The organism is Reichenbachiella sp., from assembly GCF_965223055.1.
Lineage (GTDB): Bacteria > Bacteroidota > Bacteroidia > Cytophagales > Cyclobacteriaceae > Reichenbachiella.
On sequence record NZ_CBDCVM010000010.1, the window covers coordinates 273,171 to 297,104 of the forward strand.

Sequence of the window (23,934 nt, forward strand, 5' to 3'; positions counted from 1 at the left end):
GGGTAGCATTTCATTTTTAACTAAATATTTTATTCATCTCTCAACACTTCAGAAGGGTTAGAAACAATTACTTTATAGAAATTACTCAGTACAGTGATCGAGGAGATCACTATCGCGAGGAAGCCAGCCAATATATAAGGAACTACCCCTATATTAATTCGATAAGCAAAATCATCTAGCCAGCCTTCCACAAAGTAATAGCTTAGCGGGATGGCTGAGGCAAAGGCGACTACGATAAGGATAAATTGTTCTTTGTATCCCACATAGAAAAGCTTCAAGAAGTTGGCGCCTAATACTTTTCTGATCCCTATTTCTTTCATTTTTTGTTGGGCGAGGAAGGAGGCCAGTGCAAACAGACCTAAGCATGCAATGATTACAGTCAGTACAGCAAACGTCCCCAAGATTGAACCCATATTGTTCTCTTCCTGATAGAGCTTTCTCAGCTCGTCATCAAGCATTTTGTAAGTGAATGGGACGTTGTTTACATTCTTTTTCCATACCTCTTCCAAGTGAGCTAAAGTGGCCTTGTCTGTATTATTCAATCGTATAGCGATGTGTCTGGTGAAGAAGTTGCCATTATTATTTTGTCTATTTCTTCGGACGTCCAAAGCAAAAGGCCCGATCGGAGAATGCAACGATTTATAATTAAAGTCTTCCACCACACCTACAATTTTCTCATTCCCATTTCTGGTGACCATACGCTTACCTATGGCATCTTGAGGGTTGGCATATCCGAGGGTTTTAACCATGGATTTGTTGACGATCATGGAAAGAGAGTCCTCCCTGGCATAACTCACCGAATAGTCCCTACCAGCTATGATCTCCATACCTAAAGAAGAAACAAATTCTTCATCTACAATTAGCGCAGGATAGTAGTTCCATTCACCGGCTGTCATGCCTTCATGGTTAAACTCATGGTTGTTGTTGTTCACAGCCAGGATATCACTCATCACCGTTACATTTTCCACAGCTACATTGCTCATAAGTTGCGTACGGAACGCATCATAGGTTTGTCCTATCCGGGTGTTCGCTACATCCAAAACCATAATTTTGTCCGCATCAAAACCATAATCTTTGTTGTTCATCATGGACAACTGATTATAGGTGACATAAGTGAATATGATGAGCACAATCGCGATGGTAAATTGGGCAATCACCAGTACTTTTCTCAATACTTTTCCACTGCCTTGAGAGATCATTTTCCCTTTGAATACGACTAATGGGTCGAAAGAAGAAATGAAGAAAGCAGGATAGACACCAGACAAAAATCCGATAAGGAATACAATGCCTGTCATGATTGACAGCATCTTTAAATTGAATAGTTCACCTACACCAATTTCTAAAGTAGGTTCTAAAAATGATATCGAAGCAAAAGAAATGACAAGTGCGAAAATATAGGCGATGAAGGCAATAAAGATAGACTCCGCTAAAAACTGAAGAATCAGCTGACTTTTAGTAGCCCCGGTCACTTTCCTCACCCCAATCTCTTTTCCTCTCAAAAGAGAATAGGAAGTGGATAAGTTTACAAAATTCACCATGGCGATGATCAACAAGAAGACTGCACATGAAGCGAATATGTAGATGTATTTGATGTCGCTATTAGGAGCCATTTCAAATTCCAAATGAGACTTGAGATGCACATCTTCGATGGGAATTAAATAATGGGAAGTCCCATCCTTTGCTCTTTCATCATAAAACTTATCGATAAATTCTGGTAGCTTGGCTTCAAAATTTTTAGGAGATACATTTTCTTTGAGAGTGATGTAGGTCCAGGCCGGATTCCAAACCCAGTTGCGTTGCAAAAACTGAAAGCCATCGACAGTAGCAAAGGAGTGGAGCATACTAGTCTTGATGTGAGAAACCGAGTTTTGTCTGTACACTCCAGTGATTTCAAATTGATTTTGAAAGCCCACACGAGTGATTTTTTTACCCATAGGGTCTTCATCTCCCCAGTATTTTTTTGCTAATGATTCGGAGATTACTGTTGTGTTAGGAGCGGTAAGTGCAGTTTCTTTGTTTCCCTGAATCAATTCAAAATCCATCATGTCAAAGACAGAGGAATCCGTGAAGTACACATATTTCTCATTATAGAGTCCTTGGTTTTCTAGCTGAATGGTGACGATCGGATTCTGAAAATCGAAGAATCGAACCATGTACTCGATGTCATCAGGAAATTCTTTGAGCATGTATTTCCCAGTATTGGGAGGGCAGCTCGACGAGTTTTCGGTGAAGTTGTCACTTTTGATGATTTCAGCGACGCGATACATCCGATCCGAGTTGGGGTGTCCTGTATCGTAGCTGAGCTCTTTTTTGATGTAGAGGGTGATAAAGATAAAGGCGGAAAGACTGATAGCTAATCCAAGGATATTGATCGATGAAATTAGCTTGTTTTTGGCTAGGCTTCTGAGAGTTACTTTTATGTAGTCCGTTAGCATATGAGTTGAGTTTTTGATTGTTAGCTATTACGTAGATGCAGTTGGCTCGTTATAAGTTTTACATGAATGGTGATTTTTGCATACCCAAAAACCATTTATCTTAGTCCAATGAACAATTCACCTTTAACCCAATGGCATGAGATGTTGGAATCCAAAGACATCAGTCAATTGGATCAGATCATAGATGCCAAATGTATTTTTCATTCCCCGATTGTTTTCAAACCACAAGAGGGCAAGCGATTGACTTTGATGTACTTGACTGCGGCATTTCAAATGTTTATGGAAGCTGATTATTTTAAGTATATCAAAGAAATTGTGGAGAATCAAAATGCGGCCTTAGAGTTTAACACTGAAATTGATGGAATCCTCATTGATGGTATTGATTTGATCTCTTGGAACGAAGCTGGTAAAATCACAGAATTTAAGGTGATGATACGCCCCCTAAAGGCTATAGATTTTGTCAAAGAGAGAATGCTATCTCAGCTAGGTAGGATGACTACCTTTGATAAACTCAAGCTTAAAGGAGGCGTGCTTTTCGATAAGTTGAAGTCTTAAGTGCTTCCTTCGCGGGCTTGTCCCGCGATCTGCTTGAATAACAGACGACGCACCCGAAACAGATGCCGCAACAGGTGCGGCAAGGTGTTAATGTTACAATCCATTTGTGCGATTTGGTTTTCCTTCGCGGATTTATTCCACGTTCTACCAGAAAAGAGAGCAGTACTTTCCGAAATGGATGCCGCAATAAATGCGGCAAGGTGATTGATTAGCTACCCATCACATTCAACACAGCTACATAGAAGTTACGATCCAACTTAATAGAGGTATCCTCATTAGCTTCAATAAACTGCCAGTTGGTTTTAGGCTCTAACCACGTTTCCTTTTCATTTAAATAAACCTTGAGTGGTAAATCAAATCCGCCTACCACACCAGACCAGCGATAGCCCATGCGTCCATCTCGAAATATATATTCAAATACAGGCAAACTGCTGTTTCTCAAATACTGATCAAACACAAACTGAAAATCACGCCCCGATTGCTCACTGATATACTCTTCAATTTGTTGTGTCGTTACCGTCTGATGGTAAAACTCCTCATTCAATCCTCTTAATATGTTTCGCCACTTTTCATCATCATTGATTGCTTGTCTTAGCGTATGCAAGAAATTGGCTCCTTTAGAGTAGACGTTGCCATGTTCTTCGGAATTGACGTCATAATCTCCGATCATAGGTTTGACATTATTTATGCCAGCTCTTTGTCCTCTGATGTATTCAGCCCCAGCTTCTTTGCCGAAAAAGTATTCTGTATATAATCCTTCTGAGTAGCAAGTGAAACCTTCATGAACCCACATATCAGCCATGTCCTTGTAGGTAATGTTGTTGGCAAACCACTCGTGTCCTGTCTCATGTGTAATAATGTAATCCCATTTTAATCCCCAGCCTGTACCTGAGAGATCATTGCCTTTATAACCGTACTGGTAGCCATTACCATAAGTAACGGAGCTTTGATGCTCCATACCCAGGTAAGGCGCTTCTACTAGTTTGTAACCATCTTCATAGAAGGGGTATGGCCCAAACCAATGTTCTAAAGCTTCCATGGTTTTAGGTGCTAGTTTGAAATGCTTCTTAGCTTTTTTAAGGTTCTCTCGAAGGACGTAGTAGTCCATGTCCAAAGGCCCATTTTCCCCCTGGTAGGTTTCATTGAAGTGAACATAGTCTCCGATATTAATATTGACGCCATAGTTATTGATCGGATTATTGACGAACCAATGGTAGGTTTTGGTGCCATCTTTATTGTCATCTACACCACGGGGTCTGCCGTTTGATACATTCATCAAGTGATCTGGAACTGTAACGCTCATCAGCATACTATCCACTTCGTCATACATATGATCCTTACACGGCCACCAGACACTGGCTCCCAATCCCTGACATGAAGAACCCACAAAGTCAATTCCATTAGAATCTTTATCCCAAGAAATACCACCATCCCAGGGTGCGCGGACGGCCTCTACGGGTTGTCCTCCATAAGTCAGTACCAGACTATTTACACTCCCAATTTCCTGTCTGTCCTTTAACGTAATGAAGTGAGCAGGACCTTCATTCGTAAAGTCAAGTGATTGACCGTTCTGAGTAGCGCCTTTGAGTGTTAAGGGTGCCTGCAAGTCAATTTGAATGATTTGATTTTCGGTCAGTACTTTATAGTTCACCCGATTGGTGCCTTCTATCGTTTTGGTAACCGGGTCAACGCTGATATCCAAATGATAATAAGTCAAATCCCACCAGGCGCGCTCTGGAGTAATAGAACCTCTGAGACTATCGAGTCTGGAATACTTGCTGTCTGATGGCAGGTCTACTTTCGATGACTGAAGAATAATAAAAGAAGATAAAGTGGTAAAAATGATGATGGCTACTCGTTTCATTTTGGGATTATTATTTGGAAGTCAAAAATAGAAAGAAATCAATAGCAGATGTTTTTCGGGTTGAGGAATGTTTTTATTGAACACTTTGTCGGTTTGGGTGGAACTATACTTGGATAGTTGGTATCCAATGAGATCGAATCTTTCATTCATAAATTTTGATAACTTTGGTTTGAATAAAATCAATCATAAACCTGACTTTAAGTCGAAAAAGCAAATAACACTTATGCCATCAGTAAATATCAACGGTGCCGAAATTTATTATGAAACTCACGGAATTGGCCCTGAGACTATAGTCTTCAGCCATGGACTTCTTATGAGTGGAAAAATGTTTAAAGCTCAGGTCGATTACTTCAAGGCGAGGTATAAGTGTGTGATATATGATCACAGAGGACAGGGCAGAAGTGAAGTCACTGAAGAAGGATATGATATGGAGAGTCTGACTTCAGATGCCATAGGTTTGATCAATGAATTGAAGTTAGGTCCTTGTCACATGGTAGGTCTATCCATGGGCGGATTCGTTACCATGCGCATGGCAGCTCGTCACAGAGAATTACTTAAGTCCATCATGCTGATTGAAACTTCGGCGGATCTCGAACCTAATAAATTCAAATACAATGTATTGAATACCATTGTTAAGCTATTTGGGGTGAAGGCCGTAATCAACAAAGTCATGCCAATCATGTTTGGTAAAACCTTTCTGAACGATCCGAACCGACAGGATGAAGTGGACTATTGGAGAGGAGAGATCCTAAACAACCAAAAAACCATTACGAAATCCGTCACTGGCGTTATTCAAAGAGACAGCGTGAGCAAAGAATTGGGGAAGGTCTCGGTCCCCACTTTAGTCATTGCTGGAGATGAGGACGTGGCCACCACTTTAGAAAAAGCCAGAAACATCAAACTGAAGATTCCTCAGGCCCACCTGGCAGTAATCAAACGAGCCGGCCATTCATCAACGATAGAAGAACCCCGACAAGTCATCGAGGCCATGGAAGTGTTTTTGAATGGAGTACATTAATGAAAAAAAGAAACGGTTGTCATTTCGAGAGTTACGAGAAATCTTATTGCGTTTAGATGGGCATTTAGATAAAAGGAGAACTCTCATCAAAGTTGATGGCCATTCAATCTCCCCAACCCTCTTCTCCAAGAGGGAGTTTCTCCCCCTTTTTGAAAAGGGGGCAGGGGGATTAGTTACTTTGATATACTCCCTCAGAGTTACTCAATAGAGAACTCTGAGAAAACAAGAATTCTATTTCCCTGGTGGCGTAATCATAATATGTGCCGCATGTGTACCTGGAAACATCAACCAAGGCCCGCCAGGAACCATAGGCTTCAAAGGCAGGCCACTAGTCTCTTGAGTGGCCCAAGGCATATAGACTACATATCTCAAGTTGGCATTTTCTACCATTTTAGTTTCTGGATTGTAAGAAGCTTCCTTGCCATAGAGCACATGAAGTGTAGCAGGCTCTTTTGGCATTTTTAGGGTGCCTGCCTTGGCTTCGGCTTCTCTGATGTCCGAAACTTCCTGCCTGGATTTTCCCTCAGCTTTTAAAGCACGGCCTCTGGCCATAAAGTCCGCCAGGCTAGCATGGTAACATGCGGCATTAAAACCATCTTTGCTTGGGTTGTCAGCTAAGCAAACCAGCTGATTACTGCCTTTTCTGAGTTCGATCAGCTCTCCTTTACCGTTGTAGCCAAGTACGGTGGCGTCGGCCCTTTGTTCTTCTGGTCCAGCCTGAATGGCGGCATTGATTTGATCCTCCGCAGAAGGTATTTGTGCGAGGATACTGGTTGAAACAAAAAGGCTAAGTGAGAGAATAGATAATGTTTTCATGATGGGAATTGCTGTTTAGTTAGTGGAAATGTAAAGTAAAAATAATTTATCATTCTTTTGTATTATCGTAGAACCTACATACTTTACACTATAATTTATTCTAATATAGTACAATGAAACAAGGTAAAGTAAAATTCTTCAACGAATCCAAAGGTTATGGGTTTATCGTTGATGATGAAGATTCAAAAGAGTATTTCGTTCACATTTCTGGTCTTGTTGACCAAGTGAAAGAAGGAGATGCGGTGACGTTTGATTTAAAAGAAGGTAAAAAAGGCTTGAATGCGGTAGACGTAAAACAAGCTTAAATTATACTCATTTTTATTAAAGGTATTGATCCCGTTCTGGTTGCAGAGCGGGATTTTTTTGTTTAACGACCAGTTATCCCCTGTGGTACTTGACGAGTATTTTGTTTCGGTTACAATGTAGGAAAACCTTCGATTTTGATCGTTAAAGTATTTATTAGTGATTATTGGCCTGTGTTATTTTTTTCTGCAATAATTCTTTGTACTTCTTGAAAAGTCATTTCCTCGATTTCTTGTTTTGACAGTTGAGTTTCTAAAATCTCATTTATGTTCTTTTTATCCAAAATTTTCCAAGCTGCATTGACATGCCCATCTAAATGTTTAAGCTCAAGTTTTTTCGTGTCCACTATATATATTCTATACTTATATTCTTGAGTTTCCCACTTTTCACCCCATTTTTCGGATTCCTTTAATAACGCTGGTGGTAATACTCCTCCATAATAAACCGTCATACTCAGATTGTGTATTTGATTTACTAGTTCTTTATTAGCATATATGACGCAATACCTTCCGATGTTATCAGGTATTGCATACAATTCTGGACCCAATAGTTCTTTTGAGTACCTTAAATTGTAATAGACAGTAGAATCAATAACTATAGCCCATGGGAATCCAGCCTCTCTGCTCTTTTTTCCTGTCTTCGAATTTACAAGCTTTGGAATCTTTAACAGACGGTCAGATTCAAAATCGACTTTCTTTGAGAGAACTGTGTCTGTAGAAATATTATTGCTTAAATAATCACCTGTTGACACAAAGTACCTAATAACTTTCGGTTGTTGGCTGAAACTAAGTTTTGTGGAAAAAAATAGCAATGACAGTATCAGAATAAACTTAACTTCCGTCCTGGAAGTATAAACGTTTGTATACATGTATTATTTGAATTTAACATTCTATTCCTTGATGCAGGCTAACATTTGTGTAAAGTGACCAGTGTACTATATCCGCACTGCATCAATACTTTAATAATTGATTCTCAGAAATGCCTCACAAACCAGCTGCTGACTGGCTTACTATACAAGGATATTAAAAGGAGAGGAGAATGGCAATAGAGGCTTTTGAATCCAAAGCATTTTAATTTACAGCCTTACCGCACCTGTTGCGGTATCAGTATCGCAGGTGCAGACACTAACAGACCCCAGAACAGGTCTGGGGATGCCTGCGCTAAATAAATGCTTTGTAAAACAGCGTCACTTCGAAGGAAGTATGACTGGGAATTATCCTTCGGACTTCACTATTATAAGAGATGTCTCACTCGTCACCCGTACGATATGGAGAATGAAAATATTTATCACTAGCTTAGCGATTCAAGAAAATGAGAATACACATCTCCATACCATCCTCTAATCAAATGCCCTGGGTGCTCATTCCGGGGTTGTAGCTTTTTTATTGTCATGAAGCTTACTCAAAAGTAAAAATGACACGTCATCACGAGTGAAGCGAAGTGATCTTAATGTTCGATCACGTATCATACTACAAGATTGCTTCACTACGTTCGCAATGACGGTTAACTTTTGAGTAGGGTGCAATTATTTGATTGTTACCCTCTGCAGCTATTCAAACAGATGCCCCGGATACCTGCCTGACGGCAGTCAGATACCGTGGCGTGACCAACATCTTTCTGCACTAAAACTTGTTGGTGACAACACCAACAAGGGCAATGTTTTATCATTCAATCACAAAATATCAAACATGAATAATATCATCGTATTAGGCGGTGGCATGGTCGGAAGCGCCATGGCTATCGACCTGGCAAAAAATCATAAAGTCACCGTTGCTGATTTCAACCAGGCAGCGCTAAACAAACTAAAAACCAAAGCCCCACAGATCGAAGTCACTCAGCTAGACGTCACCAAAGAAACAGAACTGAAGGATTTAATATCTACATTTGATTTGGTAGTCTGTGCGGTGCCGGGTTTTCTCGGTTATCAAACCCTCCAATGGATCATTGAAGCCAAAAAAGATGTGGTTGACATTTCCTTCTTTCCTGAAGATGCTTTACAGCTTAAGGAATTGGCAAAAGCCATGGAAGTGACTGCCATTGTGGATTGCGGTGTGGCTCCGGGTATGAGTAATCTGGTGCTTGGCTATCACAACGAATCTATGCAAATTGAAAATTTCGAATGTTTGGTCGGTGGCTTGCCCAAAGTGAAAAAATGGCCATTTGCCTACAAAGCACCATTTTCACCCATAGACGTGATCGAAGAATACACACGTCCAGCCAGATATGTCGAAAACAGCCATATTGTGACGAAGCCTGCTTTGTCAGATGTTGCACAGGAAGATTTTGAAGGCGTAGGCACGCTGGAATCTTTTAATTCTGATGGCCTGCGGTCCTTACTGTTTACTATGGGACACATTCCAAATATGATTGAGAAAACGTTGAGATATCCTGGGCATGTAGAATACATCCAAGTGTTGAAGTCCAGCGGATTTTTCAGTGAGCAACCTATTGATGTAAAAGGTACGACAGTTAGTCCTTTGGATTTCACTTGTAAGGTGTTGTTTGACGAGTGGAAACTAGGAGAAACCGAGGAGGAAATCACAGTGATGCGGATTTCTGTGTCGGGTAAGAATGAATCTGGAGATCAAGAAACCATCATTTACCATTTGCATGATGCCTATGATCCCGAGACACAAACTTCATCGATGGCGAGAACGACTGGATATACAGCTACTGCGGCTGTGAATTTGGTGCTAGAAAAACGATTCAATGAAAAAGGCGTGTTTCCACCTGAGTTGGTGAGCAATCATTCGGGCTGTTTTGACTTTATTCTTCAATACTTGAGTGAAAGAGGAGTGGTCTATCGCAAAGAGACCATTTTGGGGTAAACCTCATTAATCAGAGAATTTTAAGGTAATTGATTCAATTACTCCCTCAGAGTTACTCGTTAGAGAACTCTGAGAAATTCGTGTAAGTAGCTGGATGTGGAGGCTTGTTGGTGGACAACACCAACAAGAGCAATAATTCTGTGATAATTTTCCTCAAAGAGAGAATCTTATGGGCAATTGGTAGCGCAGGGCTATTAATTGCCTACCTTTGCAGCTTATCATAAGATTTTCAGATTGAATACTTTTTCAGAACTCGGGCTCGAACCACGTTTGGTTGATGCGCTCACCGATTTAGGCATTGTTAAACCCACACAGATTCAGCAAGAAGCCATTCCCATTTTACTTGACTCCATGCAGGATTTTATTGGTTTGGCACAAACCGGGACTGGAAAGACCGCTGCTTTTGGCTTACCGCTGATACAGACTGTAAATGAGGACTCAAATACCTGTCAGGCAGTAGTACTGGCACCTACGAGGGAATTGGCTCAACAAATAGCCGAGCAGCTAAAGAACTTTTCAAAGAAAAAGCCAAAGCTGAAGGTTGAAGTGGTTTTCGGCGGAGCTGCCATCACCAATCAAATCAAAGCGTTGAAAGCCAAGCCACAAATCGTGGTGGCCACACCCGGTAGATTGGTCGATTTGATCAATCGTAAAGTGATCAGCATGAAAGCACTCGACTATGTGGTATTGGATGAGGCTGATGAAATGCTTAATATGGGCTTCAAAGAAGAACTCAACAAGATCTTAGCTGATACTCCTGCAGAGAAGACTACCTGGCTGTTTTCGGCAACTATGCCGTCTGCCATCAAAAATATAGTGAACACCTACATGAATGACCCGAAGGAAGTTTCGGTGAAAAGTGGGGTGGAAGTGAATAAAAATATATCCCACCAATACCTGGTGGTGAAAGTAAGCGACAAGTTAGAGGCCATTAAAAGAGTGTTGGATGTGAATCCAAACTTCTATGGTGTAATGTTTTGTCGTACTAAGATTGATACGCAGAATCTGGCCGATGACATCAGTAGAGCGGGATATAGAGCTGAGGCACTTCATGGGGATCTTACTCAGAAACAGCGTGATTCTGTAATGAGAAAATTCAAAGACGGTACATTGTCTATGCTTGTAGCTACAGATGTAGCAGCTCGTGGTATTGATGTGAACGATGTCACGCACGTGATTCATCATAGATTGCCAGATGAGCTGGAGTTTTATACTCACAGAAGTGGGAGAACGGCCAGAGCTGGAAAAAAAGGAATTTCTATTGCCTTAGTAAGCAAAGGTGAAGTTAGGAGAATCGCTGAGATTGAACGTAGGCTGAAAATTAAATTCGAAAAAGAATTAATTCCTACTGCCGACGAAGTAATGTCGTCTCGAATGGACAATTCTTTGAAGTTGATCGCTGATTACGAAATCAAAAAGGAATTGCCTGATGACTTGAAGAAGCAAGCGCAGGAAATGTTTGCCTCTTTGTCTAAGGAAGAATTAGTGGACAAGTTGCTAGCATTGGAGTTGTCCAAGATTAGCATATCGAATAGTGGAGACCTCAATCAAACAGAAAATAGTAGATCAAAGGAAGGGCGCGACCGGGAGCGTTCAGGAGGTAAGCATTCTCGTTTGCTTATAAATCTTGGGAAGATCGATGATATCTCCAATGCAGAACTATTGCATATGATTTGTGATATATCTGGAGCTAAGAAAGGACAAATTGGTAAAATTGAACTTCAGCAAAAAAGAGCCTACTTTGAAGTAGAAAAAGACATTGCCAAAGATGTCATGGGAAAATTCAAGGGTTACGAGTTCGAAGGAAGGGAACTACGGGTAAACCTTGATGACGCTCCTCAAAAATCCGGACGTTCAAATCATAGAGGATATCAAGATAGAAAGCGTAGAAGCTCTCGAAAGCCTTCTGGTTCTGGTAGGTCCGGAGGTAGACAGGGACGCTCAGGAGGTGGAAGAAGACGGTAGTTTATTTATTTGGCTCAAAAAATAGTTATCTTGTTGCATACAACGGTTTAATTTATTCTTAATTGAATAATAAGGATATTGAATTGAAGTATTTTAACAAAAATTTCAATTTCCCTTTGATAGGATGGGGTTTAACTTGTATATTTAAAGTCCGCCTGTATTATTTTATTAGAACTTGTAGAAGACTGTCTTCCAAATTTTAAAATAATGCAACCCAAAATTCAAGACGAGCCATCCCTCAACCATGAGGCACAGGTAAAAAGTGTGGATTCCACACTAAAATACGCTATGGATTCGCGCGTGAGCAACGTGAAGAATGCTATAGATCTCACTATTCAAGCTCAAGTAAAAAGTGAGGCCATCAAGTATGAACTTGGTATGGCTAGATGTTCCTGTCAGTTGGGTTTGTTTTACATGATTATGGGAGACCATTTGTCAGGGTTAGAGCATTCAGAAGAGGCTTTGACAGCTTTCAGAAAACTGGATGATAAGCAAGGAATGGCAGATGCGCTGTATAATATCGGCAGCATCGAATATAAATCCACGCAGTACCATAAGGGATTAGAGCATTTGTACGAGTGCCTCCGTTTGCAGAAAGAAATAGAAGACTTTGTTGGGCAATCAAAATCGCTAAAAGCTATTGGTTTTATTTACGAAGCGTTTGGGGAACTGGACAAGGCTTTAGAAACGTATGTGAAATGCCGTGAGTTGAGTCATCTAAATAATGACAAAAACGGAGAATCAAATGCTTGCAATCCACTTTCTGGACTTTATCTCAAAAAAGGAGATTATAAGAATGCTTTGGAGTCCATCAACACAAGTATAAATTTAAAAAAGGAAACAGGAGATAAACGTGGGTTGGCATTTTCCTGGTATGGAAAAGGTAAAATTCACTTACACCTGAATGAATACAAAGAGGCAGAAGAGTATTTTCAAACAAGTTTGAAAGTGCATCACGAGGTTGGTGAAAAAATGGGTTGTGGAATGGCCCTCACTAAACTTGGGCAAGTGAGTCTGGCTTCCAACCATTTTGAAGATGCCAAAAAATATTTTCATGAAGCCATAAAGGTAGGAGAGCAAATTGATAATAAGCAAATCATGTATAAGGCTTATTATGAGCTTTTCAACATGGCAATGACCGCTAATGATCAAGCTGAAGCTTTGGCATATCATATCAAGTATCATGATTATAAAGAACAAGTAATCAACTCTGAAACCAAGAGTAAAATCAAAAGTTTGGAATCGATGTGGAAAATGGAATCACTTGAATCCGAAGCGAGAATACAGCGAGAGAATAATTTAATAGTAGAAAAGAAAAACGAAGAGCTAGATAAATTTTCGTCTAGAGTATCTCATGACCTTCGAGGGCCTATTTCTTCATTAATGGGCCTTTACGATGTAGTGAAATCTGAAATAGAAGACGAACAGGCTTTAAAATATTTTGATTTATATCACCATAGAATCACCCGAATCAATCAAACGATTATAGACCTTTTGGAGCTTTCTAAAGTAAGAGATTGGCAGCTTTCAAAGACGATTATTGATTTTGATGAAATGGTTTCGGATTGTATTGAGTCATTTAATTATTTGCCGGGATTTGAGAAAATCAAATTTTCAATAGATATCGAAAATGGGATGAAAATACAGTCAGATCGAAGTTTGATGAATACAATCATTCAAAATTTGATTGAAAATAGTATTAAATATTCAAGACAAGACATCAATGATCCTTATGTGAATGTTCAGATCAAGAAATCTGCAGAAGACTATATGTGTATCATCGTAGAAGACAATGGGATAGGAATTGACCCCAGATATCAGGAGAAAGTTTTTGATATGTTTTATAGAGCCAATGATGATGTGCAAGGATCTGGATTGGGTATGTTTATTTTAAAATCTGCTGTTGAGAAACTAGAAGGAGAAGTTACACTAGCCAGTGACTTAAATAAGGGAACGAAATTCGTTATATTACTACCTATCATAGAAAATATGAAAAAGGAGTACTTGGGTATTTAATATCCAATTAGAAGATTAAGCGTTTTGGGAATAAATTGATTGTCATGAGCAAAAAAGTAGAAAAAATAGAAAATCCGCTTGAAGATCTGGATGATAACGAAATCACCAACGTCGATCCTACCAAGATTGGAGGGTTAGATAAAAATGTGGCTGAAGAGTTTGATGAAAGTGCCTTAGAATGGACAAAAAGCAGAGGGAAAAAAAAGGAGAAGAACTAATTCTTTCATCCAATCTGTGAGTGGAATCAAATTGGGAGTTAATGACTAAAGCAAAAAGGTCAGTTTGCGTGGTTTTTGTATTTATGCTGTTGTCAAGGCTTATAGCCTTTGGGCAAGTATCAATAGATAGCTTGCTTAGCGAATTAAACAAAACTACCAATCGAGCAGATAAGATAGCTCTTTTTCTCAGCTTATCGACTGAATCAGAAAGTCCCGAAGAATCGCTTACCTATGCCAAGTCGGCACTAGAACTGCTTCAGCATACGGATGAAGAATTATTAAAAGGCAGAGTAGACCAAAGTATGGGGAGGAGCTATGCCAATCTTCAAATGCCAGATTCTGCTAGTTTCCATATTCTTCGATCAATTGATATTTTCGAGACAGTCGGAAATGCTAAGTTAAAAGCAAAGTCTCTTCATTATTTGGCTTTTTGCATGGAGCAAACCTATCAGTTGGATTCAGCTAAAGCTTGCTACCAACTAGCGATCGAATTGTCCGATTCAATCCATGACAAATCAAGTGCTGCCTTATATCATTTGTACATCGGTAATCTATTAAATATCAATGGTGATAATGTGTCAGCATTGAGGCATCTTCAATCTGCACATGCTTATTATAATCAACCAGAAAAGTTAGATAGTGCATGGGTTTCATTTAATAGTCTGGCTATTGTATATGATGAAATGGGATTGTATCCCGAAGCATTGGCCCATTATCTGAAAGCTTATGATATAATTGATAAAAAAGACGATAAAGGGGCTAAACTTATATTAGCTAACAATTTAGGTACGATTTATCATGAACTAAGCAAGACACAACAGTCCAAAGATTATTTTGCGAAAGGAATGGAAATGGCAAGAGCCGCCAATTTGAAACAAGATGAGGCCATGATCTTGAATAATCTTTCCATTGTGCTTATGGAAGAAGGAGACACCCTATCAGCAGCAAAGTTGGTAAGACAAGCACATGCTATTCATTTAGAAGAGGAGTCGAATTGTGATTTGGCCTATTCTTATGAAGGGCTAGGTGAAATCAAAGCATGGCAAAATGAATTTGACTCAGCTAAATACTACTATAATAAGGCATTGGAATGGGCAAACACTTGTGAAATGACAGGATGCCAGACCAGCATATATCGCAACATGGGTCGACTAGCCTTGAAGGAAAGAAAATACGACAAAGGAGTGACATTTCTTCAAAAATCATTGAGTCTTGGAAAGCAATCGAGTTACTTATCTGAGATGAAAGAAACTACAAAAGAACTCTACAATCATTACCGATCTGTGAACGATTATAAAAATGCTTTGAAATATCAGGAGCAATATAATGAGTTGAAGGACTCATTGTTCAATGCTCAGTCAACAGAGAAGATCGCAAGAATGACAGCGGAATATGATTTCCGCAGGGAAATGGAATCTTTAGAATACAAGAAAATGGCCGAGGAGATGAGATTGAATGAAGAATTACGAGAGGAACAATCTTTTCAAAATAGCATTTTGGTTGTATTGGTACTCACTACTTTATTGGCAGCGAGTTTAGGAAGGTCATATTATTTACTTCAAAATCACAACAAAAAATTGACAGCCCTTAATGAGGAAAAAAACACTTTGATGGGTGTAGTAGCTCATGACCTAAGGAGTCCATTGAATAATATTAAGGGATTAATCTCCCTGGTGAAAATGGAGAAAGCAAGTTTGACTCCTGAACAAAGTCATTACTTTCATCTAGTAGATGATACGATGGAACGTATGAGAGATATGATAGATCGTGTATTGGATGTAAGTGTTGTTGAAGATATGAAAGTCAATCTCAATCTGAAAAAAGTTGATCTTGGCCAGACTATGAATTTTGTGGCCAGTAATTTCGAGCTCTTAGCTAGTAAAAAAACTATTGTCATTCATAGTAACATAGATATAGAGAAGCATTTCATCTTTGCAGATTATAACTATCTATTGCAGGTTATTGAGAATCTGTTGTCAAATGCCTTGAAGTTTTCAGAATCTGGGAAGAACATATTTCTGAGTGTTGTTCAGGAAGAAGGAAACGAAACTATGATTGTTAGAGACGAAGGCCCCGGGATCAGTGAAGAGGATCAGCCTCGTTTATTTACTAAGTTTCAGAAGTTGAGTGCAAAACCTACAGACAACGAACAGTCAACTGGACTGGGTTTGTCTATTGTTAAAAAATTCGTAGATGCCATGGAGGCAGAAATAAGCTGTGAAAGTGAAGTCGGAGTAGGTACCAGCTTCATTGTAAGATTTAAATCTGCCGTAGAAGAGGAGATGGTTTAGACTATTCTTGAAGTAATTTTATTTGAAACTCTAAAGCTTCCATTTTTGCATCTAATGCATCTGCTTCTTCATTGCCATTAAAATTATCGTAGACAAATTTTCTCGCTTTTTTCACATCCGCCAATGCCTGATCAAAATCATGGAGCTTAGAGTAATTTATAAGCCCGCTGTAATAGTAATTGTAAACGTGATTGTAATCAGCAGACACTTGAGGATCCTGTTGATATAGTGTTTCTGATTGACTGAAATAGTTAATGGCCTCATCTATATTTCCTTGTTTGTATTGCAATAAGCCCAACAAGTCATTGATTTCATAAGAATCCCCAATGAGGTCCTTTAGAATAAGCAATTCGTCTATTACCAAAATAACCAGACTATCTGTTTTAGGGTCATTAGACCCTCGATCAATTCGCAATGAGTCGGCAATGGTTTTGCCAAATTGAAAAGTAACATTTAGTAAGTCTCCTTTAGTATCAGCGATTAACTCCGAACATTTGCCATCGTCGAATCGAATCGCTTGGTCCAAATCTTCAAATGCATTGACAAGAATATTTGGGTTGTCTGAGATGAATTGAGCATTGTTGTTACTGAGCATTACGCTAAAGTATTCAGCTACAGTTTTTGCTCTATAGTTATATGCTTTTGGTACATCTTTCCCTTTCATCAGGTACTTGTTGTCTAGAGCCTGAGTAAAGCTCAATAATGCAGTTTCATAATCTTTCTTCTCATATGCAGCCATACCATTTTCATAGAATTGATTTTGAGCTAGCAAGGGCTGGTTGAGTAATATTTCTATTATGAAAATAGAAAAACAGAGTTTTAGAAGAATTTTCATCCTTGAATGTACAGTTTGACTTGAGTAAATGTTGTTTATGGAATTGAATCTATCTTTAGTTGCTTGAATCTTCTATTCGTGTCATATATGATCGGAATCGATTCTCAATTTTATTAAGACGAAGAATCTCATTCATTTGACTATCGTCCAAATTATTGATTAGCACTGAAGTGTATGAACTGCCTTGTTTGCAGACGTTCTGTGTTTCTTTCTTATTGTTTTCAACTTTGAAATAGTAGTTAGCGCTTAGAACGAAGTTTTTAAGGTGCAATGGACTTAGAGGCTGTTCAGTTAATTTTGAAAACTGTTCTCTTCCTTTTTTGAACTCTGTCATAGCCTTGTCATTTTGACCAAGGTAGAAATGTGCCAATCCGAGAATGTCATGAAGCTCCCAGTCGTCTACACTAATCTCTTCCAAATCACCGAATTGTTGTATAGCGAAGTTGGCCAAGAATTCGGTGGTCTCATTGGGTTGACTTTCATCATATGTCATTAGTGAATCCCCAATGACTTTCAATGCCTTCGAAGACACTTCGATCAGCGTTTTTTTGGCATCATTCAGCATTGATTTGGTGTTGTTGTCCTGGTACTTTACTGCTCGCACCATTTCTTCAATGGTTTGTTGAATCTGACCTTGTTTGGCGATGATATTGCTAAACTTGAAAGTCTTCACGTCTTTTTCCAAGTAAGCTGTTCTTATCACAGCCAAATAAGCATAAGCTTGAGAAAGGTCTTTTCCTGAAATTTCGAATTTTTCATTCTCTACTACTTTGGTGAAACTCACCATCGCTTCATGATAGCGATTAGACTGCATAGCATCAAGACCTTTTTTGTAATTATCGGTTTGTGCATTTACAGAATAAGAGCGAAGAATAAGTAAACTTATAAGTAAAGCAAAGGAGGCTGTTTTCATAGCGGTTGTATTTTTCGTCAGTGGCAATATGTCACGTTCTAATCAATTACAGCTGCAAAGCTCCTGATTATATTGAGAGATAACAATGATTATATCGATAAAAGGCTGAAAATTAGGGATTAACACGTATTTGCTCTAAGAGAATTTCCTATGTTTTTGGATTTTTTCTTTCAAAAAAGAGTGGTACATTCTGATTCGTTCAATTTTAGTTTGTTCCTGAATTTACAATCAACCTATAAGAGAAAAGGTCCACTATGGAATGAGTAGGTTGTATAAAAATGAAGCAGAATTGAAGTTAAAACTTCCAACCTACACTGCTTTTGATTACATAGTCTGATCTCGAACCGGAAGTTTCTTTGTTGGAGTCAAAGTTGTAAGTGATATTACCTCCGATGTAAAAATCCAAAGGCAGGTCATATTTGGCATCAAAGGTGAAATTCATTCTGTGCCGGTCATTTTGAGCTATAATGGAGAAATACTGAAATTTTGTACTTAAAGTTAGGTCTTTTATCCCATATACTTTGAGTTCGGATTCAGCAAATGATTCTATACTTTCTCCTGATGCTTTTTCATCATTTGTATATTTTTCAGCATTTAGTGCCAGTCCTGCAGATATGACAAGATACAATTTATTGTTTCTTGTAATATCCCTACCTATACCAGTCTGAATAGTAGTTCTTAAGTCGAGGTTCTGCTCATCACTTTTTAAGAAATCAGCCGCACCTAAGACGTACCATTTCTTACCAAAGAATACTTTTAAACTTGTGCCGTAGTTATCTCGATTAGTTTCAATAGTATCTTGAACTACGTTATTTAACGTATTCACATATAGATCGGTTTGTAGCTTTGTTCCGAGATAGGAAATGCCTCCAGAAGCATTAAGCTGTTGAGTATTGCTGGCTTTTGTAATGGAAATTCCAACATCGATATTTGCCGATATCCGATCTGAAAATGCGTCTTCAAATGATTTTAAAAAAACGATTTCTTGTGACTTGGCAAACATCTTAGATCCCCCTTCAGGATATAATATTAAATAGTCACTATTGTTAGGATCCGCAGTAATAGTCCCGTTGAATCTGTAATTATGGGACAGCATGATAATGAATTGAGTATTCGTAGTAAGTGATTTGACTTCATCCCATTCTATCAGGAAATCGCTCTCACTGTACTCGGTTTTCATTTTAAGAATTCCATTCTCCATTACTTTTATCTCTCCGATCAACACATGATCGTTTTTCATGAAGACAGTGTCTTGAATCTGTCCAATAGATAAAAATGGCAATAGAAAAAAAAGACCAAAAAGAATACTTCTTGTCATAGAGATGCTCTGTAAGAAGCAAAGGTACAAACCAGTCCCTTTAGAACAAATGAATTGAACCTTATTCAATGTTGCCTGGTTGGTTAATGTAATACTCTCAGTTCAATTCGACGATTCAAGCTTCTTCCTTCTAGTTCATCATCATTAGAGGCAAGTGGTTGGGATTCTCCGTAACCCATTGTCACTAGTCTTTTTGAAGAGATGCCCTGGGAGGTTAAGTAGGCTTTTACACTTTCTGCTCTTGCTTTTGAAATTTCCAGATTGATTTCGTGTGAACCAATGTTACAGGTGTGACCGCCAATTTCTACCACTAAATCTGGGTTTTCTGTCAGGACATGTTGAATCTTTTTCAATGCAGGAAGAGACTCTTGTTGAAAGGACGTCGCATGTAAATCAAAATAAATATTGTTGAGAATGGCTTTTTCTCCAGATCGAAACTTATTCCCAATCATTTCTAATCTTTCGTATTGAGGTTCAGTACTGCTTTCTCCTTGATAAAGAGTAACAAAATTAGTTTCTTGGTCAAACTGGTCTGGAACTTCTATGTAAAAATTCTGTTCAAAAGATTTGTGGTGTTCGTCATGCGCAGTATATACTTCAGTAGAATGTAGTATTTGGTTTTTAAGATATACTTCTACACGAAATTTTTCTTTCTCAAAAACCTCTATTTCAAATTCGCCAAAGTTGTTGGTTGACGTTGTGAAAGATTCATCTTGATACTTGACAGGGTGGAAAACCACTTTTGCATTTGTGACTGGTCTCATGGTGAGTTGATCATAAACTACTCCTGAGGCAAGCACCTTTCCTTGTTTATGAAAGTAATATATGTCATAGTCACCTTGTCCATGAAGACGATTGGAGCTTAAGAAACCTGAAATATTATCTTCGTTTAATTGAAAATTGATTTCATCATCAATAGAATTCGTTGGGTAGCCAAGATTAATGGCTTCACTCCATAATCCGGTGACTGGATCTATTTCAGATTTGAAAATATCATAACCACCAATCGATTCAGGTCTGTCAGAGCTAAAGTAGAGTGATTTGCCATCATGTGATAAAAATGGATGGTCTTCATTGAAATCAGAATTGACAGCTCCTAATATTGGAAGAGGAGTAGACCAGGTATTAATAGTAGGATCAAGTGTGCTTTGGAAAATATCTAATTTACCATTGTCACTTTTAGAAGCAAAATAGATGACAGATTCATCATCATTGATGAAAAAATGAGACTCAACCAAATGTTCTCGAAGTTCTGAGTTGAATTCTTGCAGGTTGCTCCAACCAGAGGATAATGGTTCTGAAAAGTAGAGATCTCCGCCATTATCTTCTTTATATAGAAAGAGACGGCCATCATTATTTACAACTTCAATATTCGTATTGTTTTCGTTTAAAGTCCCAAGGTTTCTTAGCACTCGGGGAGGACTAAACTTGTCGTTTGATTTTAGACTGTAAAACACCTGAAATTGACCTACTTGCATGGCTGCTGGTCTGGATGAAACCAAAAGCAACTCGTCATGTCCTGAGTAAAATGCTGGCGAGACATCGGCATATTCGGAATTAAGTGGTGCAGCAAGAGATTCAATCTCATAATCATTCAGGTTGTTATAGAATGCTTTTGCTCTTTGTGCTTTTTTAAATAATTGTTCAGATTCTTTCTTTATTTCATTGGTTCTATAAATATCCATTGCTAGAAAGGCCTGAAAATGTTTTTCAGCCAGTTCAAATTCATATCTTTCATAATGTATTCTGCCTAACCAATAATTATAGAATTTATCTGTGATTCCTTCATTTTCCTCGTATTCCTTCAATGCAGTCATATCGCTACCTCGGCCAGTAGAAAGATGATAGGCAACAAAAGAGTGATATTGGATATAATGGTTCTTGGGGTAGTCCTCCATCAGCTGAGTATATAACTCTAATGCTTTTGTGAAATTCTCTTTGAAGAAATAGTAATCGGCTTGTTCGATTAATTGCTTTTTGCTCAATTTCTTCTCGATGTTTTGAGCTTGAGAAACTGTATGCAAACAAAGCACCAATACCAATACTAAATAACTTTTCATGCTGACTGACTCAATAATTAAGTAGACAAACCTAGAAATAAAATGGCTTAAATATGAAGCGAAACCTGTAAGAGGAGTAGATTTAGGTGGATGCTATATGCTATTTAAGAGATTTTCTTAAAGCATATATATGTGATTCTAGTATCCATTTAGGAAAAATAGAAATAAATCACTTTATGTACTTGATTTTTAATGGTTAAGATATGAGTACTTAAACAGGTTTCGATTACAAGTTTAGCCAGTAGGTCAGCTTTATAACCAGTGCTCGGTTCCTTTTCTGAAGACCAAAATCTTGGTTCATATCCATCGTAGCGTAGTTGTCGGTATACACAATAAAAAAATCTGACACAGGCTTGAATCTCCACTGTAATCTTGTGTTGATATTGAAATTCTCTGCTTGATTATTGTATTGTAGAAAAGACGTAAGAAATAGATTTCTGGTCATGGTCAGGTCTATTCTAGAACCAATCAATACAAGGTCAGCGCTGTTGTATGGAACAGGCATGGATAATCTATTGTAATTCAGATTTAAACTAAATGCTGCGAAAGGCTGGATTCTATAACTGATGTCTCCGCCTAGTCTAAATCGTTTTCCATTGAAATATTCACCGTATTGCCCGACGATGCTATAAGAAAATAGTTTGCGTTGATCTGATCCATATCTAGCCCAAAACCATCGGTAAGTATATTCAGTATCTGCGGGCAATTCTTGCCCATCAGTATTGGTTGGGTCGAAGGAGTTGAATAAATACGTAAATCTACTTCTCAATGAGAGGTCTAGTCTCGATGTGTTTTGAAATTGAATATTCTCCGTGATTGCAACTAGTTGATCAGATTTTACTTGTTCACCAGTGGTTTCCGTATCTCCCCAAAGCGTCTCTAAAGTTGCTTCTAATTGATGGAAATTAATTGGTCCTTTTTTAGGGTAAAAGTTCCGAGCTAAGGTATTTTCAATCCTGAAAAGTCCATTTCTTGGTACAAATCCCATTTCAGCATTGAAACCTTTACCGACCAATGTATGTGCCCATTCAACACGCCAATCTCGTCCACGGTAAGCCAACCAAAAGGAATGAGCATATTCTTCTACATCTATACTATCGCTATCCCAAGACCGTTGATAAGAAGCTTTTCCTATCCATTTGTTATTGGCTGATGCAAGGTTGTAGTCTAGCCCAAAAACGCGGTTATAGTGATCTGGGTCAAAATCCATGTTGTCATTTGGAGAGTCGAAACTTTGTTTGTTGACTACTACAGCCCCAATGTTGGATCTTGCAAATACTTTGCGTTGAAGAGCGGCGAATGAATAATTGAAAGAAGGTAAATTAATATCTTCAATTGATTCAGTTTGCATATTTAAAAGTCCAATTCGCCAATTATTATCTAGCTTACCACTCAAACGTGCACCGTAAAGTATTTTGTTTGGTCTGATTTCATCATTGATTGTGTCATTGACAATACCTATCCGTCTTGAGAAAAATGTTCTCGCATAGTAGGGATGCCCAAAATTGGAAAAGAGGTCCGCGTTTTCTAAAAAGAACTGTCTTTTTTCTGGAAAGAACAGCTCAAATCGATCCAGGTTAGTCACTTGCTGATCTACTTCCACTTGAGAAAAGTCGGGATTAACTGTGAGGTCTAAGTTGAGCCCAGATCCAATAGCGATCTTGGCATCTCCACCAAAGTTGACTTTTGAATCCGCGCTTGATTGATTTTCATCTTCAAAATCTCTGTTGATTTCTGTCGCAGCATACGGTATAATGGAAATGTTGGATCCTGGTTTTTGTAAGGGCTGGTCCCATTGCAATACGCCTGTAAATGCTAAGGATTTTATATCATAATTTCTTGGTATTTGATTCCAAGTAGACCTCTCACCATTTTCACTATCCAAACGATAGAAATTAATATTCCATTGGTCCATGCCCTCTTTAAATCGAATGGATTTAAAAGGAATAGCTCCTTCAGCTACCCAATAGCCGGGATACTTTTTGGCTTCCGCATACCACTTGTTATCCCAGGACCAGGAAGTTCCGCCAAATCCTCCAGCAATAAGACCTTCTCTCTGAACACCATATGAGTTTACTCCAAATTGAAACGCATTGGTTTTGTCTTGAAAAGTATCAAATAGTAGAGAGATGCCATCAATTTGATTTCCTCTGTAATCTCTTCTGAAAGAGGGCACTACATAATCTCTGTCTTCAGATTGATTATACATCTTAGCTGAGAAGTATAGAAAATGATCATCATAAGTGAGCCTTATCTCAGTCTGTGAATCTGCTTTAGAGCTGTCACTTGGAAAATACTGGAAGAAATTTTGAGCCACATCCAGTTGTTCCCAAACGGCCTCATCTAATACGCCATCAATTTTAATTGGAGAATCCGTCTTCCTAATATGATAAATCATATCCTGACCAAAGGATGGGAGGAAAAAGATAACTAGCAGTGCCGTGTATAGAATTTTTTTACTCAAGATTCTTTATTTACTCAATAAGTCGGCAAAGAAAA

The 23,934-nt window shown here is 38.5% G+C and carries 18 protein-coding genes; 9 read left to right on the top strand and 9 right to left on the bottom strand.

Features of this window, described 5'->3' with window-relative positions; genetic code table 11:
* Nucleotides 1-29 precede the first annotated feature (29 nt).
* Nucleotides 30-2,435: an ABC transporter permease gene (locus ACOQO5_RS09080; RefSeq protein WP_420581377.1), complete on the bottom strand. Its 2,406-nt coding sequence runs from the start codon at nt 2,433-2,435 to the stop codon at nt 30-32.
* 108 nt (nt 2,436-2,543) lie between these two features.
* Here ACOQO5_RS09080 and ACOQO5_RS09085 point away from each other — a divergent pair, with 108 nt between their 5' ends.
* Complete coding sequence (locus ACOQO5_RS09085) at nt 2,544-2,990, top strand: nuclear transport factor 2 family protein (RefSeq protein WP_420581378.1); 447 nt, start codon at nt 2,544-2,546, stop codon at nt 2,988-2,990.
* A 208-nt stretch (nt 2,991-3,198) separates the two neighbouring features.
* Here the strand turns inward: ACOQO5_RS09085 and ACOQO5_RS09090 are convergent, their stop codons facing one another.
* Complete coding sequence (locus ACOQO5_RS09090; RefSeq protein ID WP_420581379.1) at nt 3,199-4,854, bottom strand: M1 family metallopeptidase; 1,656 nt, start codon at nt 4,852-4,854, stop codon at nt 3,199-3,201.
* Nucleotides 4,855-5,077: 223 nt separating this feature from the next.
* On the opposite strand from ACOQO5_RS09090, the gene ACOQO5_RS09095 reads away from it, so the two are divergent.
* Entirely contained in the window at nt 5,078-5,872 is a 795-nt protein-coding gene (locus ACOQO5_RS09095; protein WP_420581380.1) for an alpha/beta fold hydrolase, read from the top strand.
* Nucleotides 5,873-6,103: 231 nt separating this feature from the next.
* Here ACOQO5_RS09095 and ACOQO5_RS09100 read toward each other — a convergent pair whose 3' ends face one another.
* Nucleotides 6,104-6,688, bottom strand: coding sequence for a hypothetical protein (locus ACOQO5_RS09100; protein ID WP_420581381.1), 585 nt, complete (start codon nt 6,686-6,688; stop codon nt 6,104-6,106).
* A gap of 113 nt (nt 6,689-6,801) precedes the next feature.
* Between ACOQO5_RS09100 and ACOQO5_RS09105 the strand changes: the two genes are divergently transcribed.
* Nucleotides 6,802-6,993 (top strand): cold-shock protein, encoded by a 192-nt coding sequence (locus tag ACOQO5_RS09105; RefSeq protein ID WP_420581382.1) that lies wholly within the window; start codon nt 6,802-6,804, stop codon nt 6,991-6,993.
* 161 nt (nt 6,994-7,154) lie between these two features.
* Here the strand turns inward: ACOQO5_RS09105 and ACOQO5_RS09110 are convergent, their stop codons facing one another.
* A complete protein-coding gene (locus ACOQO5_RS09110; protein WP_420581383.1) occupies nt 7,155-7,742 on the bottom strand; it encodes a hypothetical protein in 588 nt (195 codons plus the stop codon).
* A gap of 400 nt (nt 7,743-8,142) precedes the next feature.
* Between ACOQO5_RS09110 and ACOQO5_RS09115 the strand changes: the two genes are divergently transcribed.
* From ACOQO5_RS09115 to ACOQO5_RS09140, 6 genes are all read left to right on the top strand, one after another.
* Nucleotides 8,143-8,334, top strand: coding sequence for a hypothetical protein (locus tag ACOQO5_RS09115; protein WP_420581384.1), 192 nt, complete (start codon nt 8,143-8,145; stop codon nt 8,332-8,334).
* A gap of 345 nt (nt 8,335-8,679) precedes the next feature.
* A complete protein-coding gene (locus ACOQO5_RS09120; RefSeq protein ID WP_420581385.1) occupies nt 8,680-9,819 on the top strand; it encodes a saccharopine dehydrogenase C-terminal domain-containing protein in 1,140 nt (379 codons plus the stop codon).
* Between the two features lie 234 nt (nt 9,820-10,053).
* Nucleotides 10,054-11,784 (top strand): DEAD/DEAH box helicase, encoded by a 1,731-nt coding sequence (locus tag ACOQO5_RS09125; RefSeq protein ID WP_420581386.1) that lies wholly within the window; start codon nt 10,054-10,056, stop codon nt 11,782-11,784.
* 207 nt (nt 11,785-11,991) lie between these two features.
* The gene (locus ACOQO5_RS09130; protein ID WP_420581387.1) at nt 11,992-13,800 is read left to right on the top strand and encodes a tetratricopeptide repeat protein; all 1,809 of its coding nucleotides are present in this window, start codon (nt 11,992-11,994) and stop codon (nt 13,798-13,800) included.
* Between the two features lie 44 nt (nt 13,801-13,844).
* Nucleotides 13,845-14,018: a hypothetical protein gene (locus ACOQO5_RS09135; RefSeq protein WP_420581388.1), complete on the top strand. Its 174-nt coding sequence runs from the start codon at nt 13,845-13,847 to the stop codon at nt 14,016-14,018.
* 41 nt (nt 14,019-14,059) lie between these two features.
* Complete coding sequence (locus ACOQO5_RS09140; RefSeq protein WP_420581389.1) at nt 14,060-16,309, top strand: tetratricopeptide repeat-containing sensor histidine kinase; 2,250 nt, start codon at nt 14,060-14,062, stop codon at nt 16,307-16,309.
* Between the two features lies 1 nt (nt 16,310).
* On the opposite strand, the gene ACOQO5_RS09145 is transcribed toward ACOQO5_RS09140, so the two are convergent.
* The 5 genes from ACOQO5_RS09145 to ACOQO5_RS09165 all read right to left on the bottom strand — a co-directional run bounded on the left by ACOQO5_RS09145 (nt 16,311) and on the right by ACOQO5_RS09165 (nt 23,899).
* Nucleotides 16,311-17,144, bottom strand: a complete 834-nt coding sequence (locus ACOQO5_RS09145; protein WP_420581390.1) for a hypothetical protein — start codon at nt 17,142-17,144, stop codon at nt 16,311-16,313.
* A 55-nt stretch (nt 17,145-17,199) separates the two neighbouring features.
* The gene (locus ACOQO5_RS09150; protein WP_420581391.1) at nt 17,200-18,057 is read right to left on the bottom strand and encodes a hypothetical protein; all 858 of its coding nucleotides are present in this window, start codon (nt 18,055-18,057) and stop codon (nt 17,200-17,202) included.
* A gap of 295 nt (nt 18,058-18,352) precedes the next feature.
* Nucleotides 18,353-19,297: a DUF481 domain-containing protein gene (locus ACOQO5_RS09155; protein ID WP_420581392.1), complete on the bottom strand. Its 945-nt coding sequence runs from the start codon at nt 19,295-19,297 to the stop codon at nt 18,353-18,355.
* Nucleotides 19,298-19,458: 161 nt separating this feature from the next.
* Complete coding sequence (locus ACOQO5_RS09160) at nt 19,459-21,435, bottom strand: OmpA family protein (protein WP_420581393.1); 1,977 nt, start codon at nt 21,433-21,435, stop codon at nt 19,459-19,461.
* A gap of 226 nt (nt 21,436-21,661) precedes the next feature.
* On the bottom strand, nt 21,662-23,899 hold the full coding sequence (locus ACOQO5_RS09165; RefSeq protein WP_420581394.1) for a DUF5916 domain-containing protein: 2,238 nt from the start codon (nt 23,897-23,899) through the stop codon (nt 21,662-21,664).
* Between the last annotated feature and the right edge of the window lie 35 nt (nt 23,900-23,934).

What these genes read in the sequence shown, in the direction of transcription:
- ACOQO5_RS09090 (WP_420581379.1), bottom strand. Translation starts at nt 4,854, where the DNA reads ATGAAACGAGTAGCCATCATCATTTTTACCACTTTATCTTCTTTTATT.
- ACOQO5_RS09140 (WP_420581389.1), top strand. Translation starts at nt 14,060, where the DNA reads ATGACTAAAGCAAAAAGGTCAGTTTGCGTGGTTTTTGTATTTATGCTG.
- ACOQO5_RS09105 (WP_420581382.1), top strand. Translation starts at nt 6,802, where the DNA reads ATGAAACAAGGTAAAGTAAAATTCTTCAACGAATCCAAAGGTTATGGG.
- ACOQO5_RS09080 (WP_420581377.1), bottom strand. Translation starts at nt 2,435, where the DNA reads ATGCTAACGGACTACATAAAAGTAACTCTCAGAAGCCTAGCCAAAAAC.
- ACOQO5_RS09095 (WP_420581380.1), top strand. Translation starts at nt 5,078, where the DNA reads ATGCCATCAGTAAATATCAACGGTGCCGAAATTTATTATGAAACTCAC.
- ACOQO5_RS09145 (WP_420581390.1), bottom strand. Translation starts at nt 17,144, where the DNA reads ATGAAAATTCTTCTAAAACTCTGTTTTTCTATTTTCATAATAGAAATA.
- ACOQO5_RS09100 (WP_420581381.1), bottom strand. Translation starts at nt 6,688, where the DNA reads ATGAAAACATTATCTATTCTCTCACTTAGCCTTTTTGTTTCAACCAGT.
- ACOQO5_RS09120 (WP_420581385.1), top strand. Translation starts at nt 8,680, where the DNA reads ATGAATAATATCATCGTATTAGGCGGTGGCATGGTCGGAAGCGCCATG.
- ACOQO5_RS09155 (WP_420581392.1), bottom strand. Translation starts at nt 19,297, where the DNA reads ATGAAAAACGATCATGTGTTGATCGGAGAGATAAAAGTAATGGAGAAT.
- ACOQO5_RS09135 (WP_420581388.1), top strand. Translation starts at nt 13,845, where the DNA reads ATGAGCAAAAAAGTAGAAAAAATAGAAAATCCGCTTGAAGATCTGGAT.
- ACOQO5_RS09160 (WP_420581393.1), bottom strand. Translation starts at nt 21,435, where the DNA reads ATGAAAAGTTATTTAGTATTGGTATTGGTGCTTTGTTTGCATACAGTT.
- ACOQO5_RS09085 (WP_420581378.1), top strand. Translation starts at nt 2,544, where the DNA reads ATGAACAATTCACCTTTAACCCAATGGCATGAGATGTTGGAATCCAAA.
- ACOQO5_RS09150 (WP_420581391.1), bottom strand. Translation starts at nt 18,057, where the DNA reads ATGAAAACAGCCTCCTTTGCTTTACTTATAAGTTTACTTATTCTTCGC.
- ACOQO5_RS09115 (WP_420581384.1), top strand. Translation starts at nt 8,143, where the DNA reads ATGCCTGCGCTAAATAAATGCTTTGTAAAACAGCGTCACTTCGAAGGA.
- ACOQO5_RS09130 (WP_420581387.1), top strand. Translation starts at nt 11,992, where the DNA reads ATGCAACCCAAAATTCAAGACGAGCCATCCCTCAACCATGAGGCACAG.